The 8,579-nt window shown below is 64.7% G+C and carries 6 protein-coding genes; 5 read left to right on the top strand and 1 reads right to left on the bottom strand.

The window, feature by feature from the left end; genetic code table 11:
* Positions 1 to 618 precede the first annotated feature (618 nt).
* Positions 619 to 1,614 (bottom strand): glycosyltransferase, encoded by a 996-nt coding sequence (locus tag ACSHZY_RS18070; RefSeq protein WP_435171525.1) that lies wholly within the window; start codon positions 1,612 to 1,614, stop codon positions 619 to 621.
* Positions 1,615 to 1,945: 331 nt separating this feature from the next.
* Between ACSHZY_RS18070 and ACSHZY_RS18065 the strand changes: the two genes are divergently transcribed.
* From ACSHZY_RS18065 to ACSHZY_RS18045, 5 genes are all read left to right on the top strand, one after another.
* On the top strand, positions 1,946 to 2,944 hold the full coding sequence (locus tag ACSHZY_RS18065) for a glycosyltransferase family 2 protein (RefSeq protein ID WP_435171523.1): 999 nt from the start codon (positions 1,946 to 1,948) through the stop codon (positions 2,942 to 2,944).
* A gap of 231 nt (positions 2,945 to 3,175) precedes the next feature.
* Entirely contained in the window at positions 3,176 to 4,216 is a 1,041-nt protein-coding gene (locus ACSHZY_RS18060) for a glycosyltransferase (RefSeq protein ID WP_435171522.1), read from the top strand.
* A complete protein-coding gene (locus tag ACSHZY_RS18055) occupies positions 4,213 to 5,202 on the top strand; it encodes a glycosyltransferase family 2 protein (RefSeq protein ID WP_435171520.1) in 990 nt (329 codons plus the stop codon). Before ACSHZY_RS18060 ends, ACSHZY_RS18055 begins: the two co-directional genes overlap by 4 nt.
* The gene (locus tag ACSHZY_RS18050) at positions 5,195 to 6,127 is read left to right on the top strand and encodes a glycosyltransferase (protein WP_435171519.1); all 933 of its coding nucleotides are present in this window, start codon (positions 5,195 to 5,197) and stop codon (positions 6,125 to 6,127) included. The genes ACSHZY_RS18055 and ACSHZY_RS18050 overlap by 8 nt, the downstream gene beginning before the upstream one ends.
* Before the next feature lie 2 nt (positions 6,128 to 6,129).
* Positions 6,130 to 8,457: a GNVR domain-containing protein gene (locus tag ACSHZY_RS18045; protein ID WP_435171517.1), complete on the top strand. Its 2,328-nt coding sequence runs from the start codon at positions 6,130 to 6,132 to the stop codon at positions 8,455 to 8,457.
* Positions 8,458 to 8,579 lie beyond the last annotated feature (122 nt).

The raw sequence follows: 8,579 nt of genomic DNA, 5'->3' as shown, positions 1-8,579 counted from the left end.
GAAACCTACCTCTCCGCAATCGCGTTGGCCGCAACCGTCCTGTTTTGGCTGTGATCAAGAACGAGTCCTGACCCTAGAGCCGCAGTGAAAATAGGTTCACAAAATCGTCAACTACAGGTTGTGAATCTCGGCCCGAAGGGCGTCCGCCTTCGACACGATTTTCACCGCGCATTCCGGCACACCGTTCGCACCGGGGAACCTTTCGACTTCTAAGATTTTTCTGGAGGAACACACGGTCCACGCCGTCTTCGGACCGCCGCGCGACTTACAGGTATCCCAGCCGGGGATAGATGGAGAGGTGCTGGACCATCTTCTTTTCCGTGTAGAAGTACGCGGCCATTGGGCCCAGTCGATGGCCTCCTCGCAGAAGCCGATCATGGCCTTCCTGACGCCCTGCCAATTGCGCTTGGCAGGACGGCAAGGTTCTCCAGAGACATAGAGAGCCGTCGGGCTGGCTCACGATCAAGCCTTCCGCACCATCGGCGACATGGACAAGGCCGTCGCCGATCTGCTGACGGAAGCAGCGATCAAGGGACCGGGCCTGCGACCGATGGCGGCCACGCGAGGGGCATAAGCCTGATCGGCACGGGAGACGTCCTTCCACGGGAAGGAGCATGTTCAGCGGGCGGCGCGATCCAGCAGGTTCAGATAAACCTGCGCGCTTTTTTGGGCGTTGAGCTCCTCCGCCACATAATCCCGGGGACGGAAGTCTTCCAGTACGCTCCAGAAGGCGTCGAAGCGCTCCTCGATCTGGGGCTCGGTGAAGGTCATCCCGCAGCGCGCGTCAAAATAGGGCACGGAGGACACCACGAGATCGGCCGGGGCCATCCTGCGTTCCGCAGGATCGATCAGCCGGCCCTCGTCCCAGGCCAGAATCGGGATGCCGGACGCCATCGCCTCCTGATAGGCAAGGCCCTGTGTCTCGTGTTCGCACAGGAACACCATCGCGCGCGATCGCCGCAAGGCGGCGCGGAAATCGCTGCCATGATGCGCGCCATAGCGCAGGGTCTGCGAGGTGAGCCCGCGGCGCTTCAGGTGCGCCCCAAGACGCCCGTGAATGCGCGGAACCAAGGCCTCGCGCTGCCAGCGGATCTTGTCATAGATCAGGACGTCGTTCGTCTTGGCGTTCTGCGACAGGTCCGGCCAGTCCGAAAGAATGATCGGGGCGAAAAGCGGCTGCACCCGGTCCCCGAGCGTGGGACGCCAGATCTTGCAGGCCCATTCCGACGGGGCGGTGAAGAACCTGATGTTGCACCGGGCCCCGATCGCCTCGACCTCATGCGGTGGAGGCACGAAGCCGGGGCCGAAAATGGCGGGATTGGGCAGGCGGACGCGGTCATAGACGCCCGGGTACCCGGAAATTCCGACGGGCTGGTCCGGGTTGCGCCGCGCATGGGCAAAATCATTCACATGCACATCCATCCCCAGGGACACGAGGCCCTTTCGCAGGTTCTGAAAGGCCGTGTAGAAGCCGGTGTAAAGCTGCCGCCGCCGCATTCCGCGATAGATCGTCCGCGCCTTCAGCCGCAGTTCCGACTGCAGGCGACCGAAGGGCCGATCCAATGCATGCAATTCATAGCCGTGATAGAACAGGTCTATTCGACGTTGTGTCATCATTACCCCACTTGGACAAGAAACGTCCACCTATCTGAACGAAAGACAGCCGGAAGGGTCACCGGCCGCTTGCGTATTTCGAACCGGCAACAGTCACATCACCAAGCGAGGCCAACTCTTAGTCCGCTGCTTTGGGATTGTCGATGTGGAACGGGACGGTGGTTTGGCTTCTCGGCGTCCGGAAGACTGCGCTTCGGGCTTAAGTCGGCATTTTAAGCACGTCCCGCCACGGGTGCCCTGTTGAAAGCGCTGAAGGTTTGTTAGAAAGCCGTTGGTCGCAGGGCCGCTCCGGCCTAGACACGGGGTGTCAGTCACAATCACGAGTGCCTCCATGAACACGGTTTCGGTCATCATTCCCGCACACAACTCCCGCCGGACCATCGCGCAGGCCATCCGGTCCGCGCTGGCAGAGCCGGAGGTGACGGAAGTGATCGTCGTGGACGATGCCTCGGGCGACGATACCGCAGCCGTGGCTCAAGGCTGCGAAGATGGCAGCCAACGGCTGCGGGTGATCCGCCTTGACCGGAATGTAGGCCCTGCCAAGGCGCGCAATCAGGCGATCGATGTTGCGACGGCCCCGTGGATCGCCATCCTGGATTCGGACGACATTCTGCTGCCGGGTCGTTTCGCACGGCTGTTCGCGGCCGGTCCGTTCGATCTTGCGGCCGACAACATTGCTCTCGTCCCCGATCCCATGCGCGACACCGTCACGCCGCAGGACATTGCCGCGTTCCCGGACGCCCCCGCCGAAATGTCGCTGTCCGGCTTCGTCGCGGGGAACCTTGGCGGGAGGGACGGCATGGGGCGGGACGAGACGGGCCTTCTGAAGCCCGTGATCCGGCGGGACTTCCTGCAGCGCAGCGGATTGCGCTATGACGAGCGGCTCCGTTTGGGTGAGGATTTCATCCTTTACGTCCGCCTCATGGCACGCGGTGCGCGGTTCGTCACCATCCGGTCTTGCGGATACGTGGCGTTCCAGCGTGCGGACTCCCTCAGTGTGAAGCACCGGACGGCGGATTTGAAGGCTTTCGCCGATGCGGCGGACGAAATCCTGCGCACCGACACCCTTCCAGGCGATGCTCGGGAGTTTCTGAGCCAGCAGGAGCGGTTGACCCGCAACAAGTTCCATCACCGCCTGTTCCTGGACCGCAAGGCCGAAGGCGGACTGATGTCCGCCGGACGGCAAACAATGGCCCTGCCTGGAACGTTGTGGTCGATCCTTCGGCTGACGGCCCGCGACAAGCGGATGGCGATGATGCGGAAGCTGGGGCTTTCAAAGGTTCCGCACGAACATTCCGGCATCCGCTATCTTCTGCAGGCGGAGCGCTGACGCACGTCAAGTTGTTTACCAAACGTCCCGATCGGTTGTAGCCTCTCTGGACCGGCTGATCGGGATAGGATACACCCTATCCACGAGCGCCTTGTCGCTTTCTGTGTTTTTTTTGGTGTGTCCGGTCCAGAATGTGGGCCATTTTGTTAATGATTCCGGAAGGTTCTTCGCGTGCTTGTGACTTACTTGGCACATGATCTTGATGATCCTGCCATTTCGCGCCGGGTCGAGATGTTTCGCCGTGGCGGGGCAGAACTTCGTTTGGCCGGATTTCGGCGTGGTTCCGGGCCATTGGACCCGTCTGTTACAGTGCTTGGCCAGACCGAAAATGGCCGGATGAAGCAGCGGTTGACGGCGATCCTGAAGGCCCTGCCGCGAATCGGTCGGCTGGTCCCGCCCCCCGGGCGGCCGGAAACCGTCGTGGCCCGCAATCTGGAAACGCTGGTTCTGGGCGCGTGGCTGGCGCGCGGCGGCCGCGCGCGTCTTTGCTACGAACTCCTCGACATCCACGGCATGATGCTGGGGCAAGGACGCGTCGCACGCGCCCTGCGCCGGATCGAGGCGAGGCTGATGCGCCGTTGCGCGGCGGTCATCACGTCCTCCCCGGCCTTCGCAACGAATTATCTGCGGGCCTACGGGCAGCCGGACATTCCGGTCATCCTGGCCGAGAACAAGCCCTTTGATGCCCCCGACACCCAGACGTCCGCGCGCCCGGCGCAAGCCCCGATCACCCTTGGCTGGTTCGGCATCCTGCGCTGCCGGTTCTCGCTGCAGGCCTTGGACCGGCTGACGCGCGATCATCCGGGACAGTTCCGCGTGATCCTGCGCGGACGGCCGGCGCTGGATGTGCTGGGCGATTTCCACGCCGTGGTCGAGGCCAATCCAGACCTGCAGTTCCACGGCCCCTATCGCTGGCCCGACGACCTGCCCGCGATCTATGGCGAGGTGGATTATGCTTGGCTTATCGATCGTTATCAGGCGGGGGAAAATTCCGATTGGTTGCTGCCGAACCGTCTTTACGAGGGCTGTCTCAACGGCGCCGTGCCGATCGTTCTTCAGGGGACCGAGGTCGCCCGCAAGGCCGCCGGATGGGGCTGCGCCCTGACGATCCGCGTGCCGCAGGATGACGCCATCGCCCAAGGATTGGCGACGGCCAAGGGAGCGTTGCCGGGTCTGCGGGAGGCGCTGGCTGCCGTGCCACGCTCCGCTCTTCGCATGGATGACGCTGAATGCCGCACCCTGACGGCCGAGATTTGCGGAGGCTCGGCATGACCCCTTCCCTTCTGATCGTCATCCCGACGCTGAACGAGGCCGAGCATATCGCCGGGGTCCTGGCCTCCGTTCTGGCCTTTCCGGCCGCGCGGGACGCCCTGATCGTCGTGGCCGATGGCGGCTCCACGGACGGGACCCAGGCCATCGTGATCCGGATCGCGGACGAGGAACCGCGCGTGCGACTGATGGACAACCCGCAGCGCCTTCAATCCGCCGCGGTGAACCGTGCCGTGGACCAGTACGGTTACGATTACGAATGGCTGCTGCGGCTGGACGCGCACAGCGCCTATCCGGCCGATTTCGCCGATGTCGTCCTGGACGAGGCGCGGCAGCACGAGGCGGACAGCGTCGTCGTGTCCATGGTCGCGAAAGGCGACGGGTTCTGGCAGCACGCCATCGCACTGGCGCAGAACTCGCGCCTCGGCAATGGCGGCTCCGCCCACCGGCTGGACGGTTCCGGCAAGTGGGTCGATCACGGGCACCACGCCCTGATGCGGACGGCCGCCTTCCGCGCCGTCGGCGGTTATGATCCGGATTTCAGCCATAACGAGGACGCGGAGCTTGACCATCGTCTGCGCGGCGCCGGGTTCCGCATCTGGCTGACGCAGCGCACGCGGCTGACCTATTTCCCGCGCCGGACCATGTCGTCGCTGTGGCGGCAGTATCAGGCCTTCGGGCGCGGGCGCCGGCGGAACCTGACCAAGCACGGGATGCGACCGGCGACACGTCAGGCCGTGGTGGCAGCGCTGGCCCCCGCACTGGCTTGCGCCGTGCTGGTCCCGTTCAGCGGGATCTTTGCCCTGCCCCTTCTGTGCTGGGTGGCCGGTTGCCTCGTGGGCGGCCTCTCGATCGCCCTATCCGAACGCCATCCGGCGGGACTGGTCGCGGGCTTCTTCGCCGGCATCATGCATCTGGCATGGTCGGTGGGGTATTGGCGTGAATGGATTTCGGCACGTCCGAACAAGGAAAGGGTCCGTCATGCCTGAGCGGCTGATCGTCGGAATATGCACCTACCGCCGGCCCGAGCTGGCGCAGACGCTTGAATCGCTGCGCGACATGCTTCCCTGCGGGGCAGAGGTCAGCGTCGCCGTGGCGGACAACGACAACGAACCGTCGGCCATGACGCTGGTCACGGGAATCGCCGAAGGGTTCCCGCTGCCGATCAGTTACCTCCACGCCCCGGCGGGCAACATCTCCATCGCGCGGAACGCGCTGCTGGATCACGCGCGGGCGCAAGGTGCGCGGTTCTTCGTGTATCTGGACGACGACCAGACCGTGCGGCCGGACACCTTGCGCGAGTTGATGCAGGCCCGCGCCGACAGCAAGGCCGGGGCGGTGCTGGGCGTCGTTCTTGGAACCTATGGCGCCGATGCGCCGCGCTGGATGCTGGCGTCGCGCCCCCATGACACCCATCCCGTTCTTGCGTCCGACGGATCGTGCCGCGCCGGATACACCGGCAACAACCTGGTCGATCTGGCCGATCCGGCCTGGCGGGATCTGCGCTTCGATCTGGCGCGCGGCCGCAGCGGGGGCGAAGATACGGACTGGTTCTCGCGCTATCTGGCCGCAGGGGGGCGCATCGCGCCCGCCCCGCGCGCCATTGTGGACGAGCGTGTGCCGGGGGACCGCACCTCCCTCCGCTGGCTGCTTCGCCGGCGGTATCGCATGGGACAAACCCATGCCGAAACCTCGACACATGGGCGGGGTTCGCCCGCGCGCCTGAAGCTGGCCGCTCTGGCCGCCGCAAAATGCGCGGCCTGTCTGACCATGGCGGTGGCATCCGTCACCTCCGCACGCCGCAATCCGCAATTGATGCGCGCCGGGCTGCACGCCGGTGTTGTCGCACGCATTCTGGGCGCTGGCCCGGTCGAACTTTATGGCCCGGCGGCCAGCAAGAAAAGGCAAGCATGAACATGCGTGAACTTCGTTCCTATGTCCCGCCCGCATCCGCCGAACATTCGGCAGAGCCGTCCCAGACCATCGAGCTGCAGCGCCTTCTGGCCGGTGCACGCCGCCAGCGGATGAAGATCCTTGCCCCGGCGCTGGCCTTGGGTGTGTTCGGGCTGGCCTACGGCCTGTCGAAACCCGACACCTACACTGCGACGGCGACAATGCTGCTGGACGACACGCTCAACACCGCGACGCGGCAGGCGGGCGGCCTAGGGGCACCCAGCCCCACGCCCACGGCCGCGATCGAGGATGCGCGCATCGTGATGTCATCCAGCAAGCTGGCCTATGACGTGCTGAAGACGACCGGCCTGAAGGATGATCAGACCTTCCTCAATGTGCCCACCTCGCCCATCTCGACGGCGATTGGGCACACGATCGGCTTTGTCATGACGCCGGTGTCGTGGCTGCAAACTCTGCTGACCCCGGCCGAAGCGCCAAGGGAAGCGGTCGTCGCGGACAGCACGGCAGAGGCCCCCGTGGATCCCAGGCAGCGATACGCGGCCATGCTGCTGCGAATGAAGCTGGATGTCAGCCGGCTGAGCCAGAGCAGTGCCATCGGCATCACCTACACCTCGCATGATCCCGCCATCGCCTCGAAGGTGGCGAACGCTTATGCCGACGCCTACCGCCAGGACCTGCTGAGCGCCAACGCGCAGGCCGTCAGCGAAACCGAAGGCTGGATGACGGAACGGTTGGAGCAGCTGCGCCAGCAATCGCGCGACGCGGCCGAAGCGGCGGAACGTTTTGCCGCGGAAAACCGCCTTGCCGTGTCGGATGACGGGGTCCTGCTGAGCGAGCAGGCACAGGGCGAGCTGAACGCCAGCCTGACGACGGCGATCGGCGACCGGGCCAAGGCCCAGGCCATCCTCAGCACCTATGACAACGTTCTGGCCGGCGGGGTGGAAGGGCTTCTGAACGGAAACTCGATCAGCTTCGGCAATAACGAGTTGTCGGAGCAGCTTCTCAGCCGGCTCGACAACTTCAACGGCTTGCAATCGCGCCTGCGGGAGCTGACGGTGAATGCGGGTCCCAAGCACCCGCAGATCGCGGGCCTGAAGGAAGCGCTGCGGACCTCGGCCGGGCGGCTGTTCGTGGAACTGCAGGCACGGCGGCAGACGGCGGAAAGCGACCTGAACGTCGCCAATGCCCGCGTCGAAGCGCTGCGCGCCAGCCTGGATGAGATGACGGCAGAGAACGCCGGCCAGGCGGCCGCGCTTGTCCGTCTGAAGTCGATGCAGCAGGAAGCGGAAACGCTGTCCACGCTGTATCAGCAAACCTTGTCTGGCTCGCAGGAGATGCGTCAGCAAAGCTCGTTCCCCGTGGCCAACGTCCGCGTCCTGTCCTACGCGGAAACACCGACGCAGCCTTCCGGGCCCGCGACTCTTCGCTATGCCGTCGCGGCCGGGATGCTGGGTCTGTTCTTCGGCCTTATCTGGGCGGTCCGGCGCGAGATGCGTGAAACCGTGCTGCGCACGGCCGGCGATCTGACGTCGCATTCCGGGCTGCGCTTCCTCGGCCACCTGCCACCGCTTCGCCTGAACCGCGGCCTGGTGGCGCCGGCTTTGCGCGTTGCGTCGGGACGGCCGAACATGCCGATCCGGCGCCCACTGGCGCCCCCGGTGCAAATTCCCGTGCTGCAACAACCCGACTCGATCTATGCCGAAACACTGCGCCATGTGCGTTTGGCGGCGCAGGGACAAGGTAAGGACACCCCGGTGGTGGCCATGACCTCGTTCAACCCCTACCCGGGCCGCGCCTCGGTCACGCTGAACCTGGCGGGCCAAATCGCCGCCACGTCGAAGAAACGCGTGCTTGTCATCGATACGGACAACCGGGACCGCACGCTTACGCGGTTGCTGCGTCTGGAAGGCAAGCCCGGATTTGCGGAAAGCGCCGCGTCCGAGGACGATTGGCAAGCGATGCTGCTGGACATCGAAGACGCCAACCTGACCGTGCTGCCCGCCGGCAAGGGCATCCCGGACGAGATTCAGTCGGCGCAGCTGATCCGGCGCATCGTCAGCGAAATGCGTGCCGACTTCGCAGCGATCATCGTGGACGTTCCCGCGCTTTATCCGACGGCCCAAGGCCTTGCGGTGCTGTATGAACTGCCCGCGTTTGCCGTGGTCGGTGAGTGGGGCCAGACCCCGCGTGACGTGGCGGAAGCGGCCCTGCTGAACCACCCGCTGCTGGAAAACCGTTGCCTCGGCGTCGTTTACGACCGGGTGAACCTGCGCAAGCTGCGCTCCTTCATCACGCCAAACTCGGTGGAGCGGATGCTGGTGGAGGCCTGATCAAGGCCTCTACAACCCATACGGGAAAGTGTATTAACCTTTTCTTTCCTTTTTGCCGTCAATAGGACACGATAGGGCGGTAAAAGAGGCACAGATGTTCGTCATTTGCTACATTGCTGTCA

The organism is Falsirhodobacter sp. 1013 (assembly GCF_051195255.1).
GTDB lineage: Bacteria > Pseudomonadota > Alphaproteobacteria > Rhodobacterales > Rhodobacteraceae > Falsirhodobacter.
This window is presented reverse-complemented; position numbering and strand designations above follow the sequence as displayed.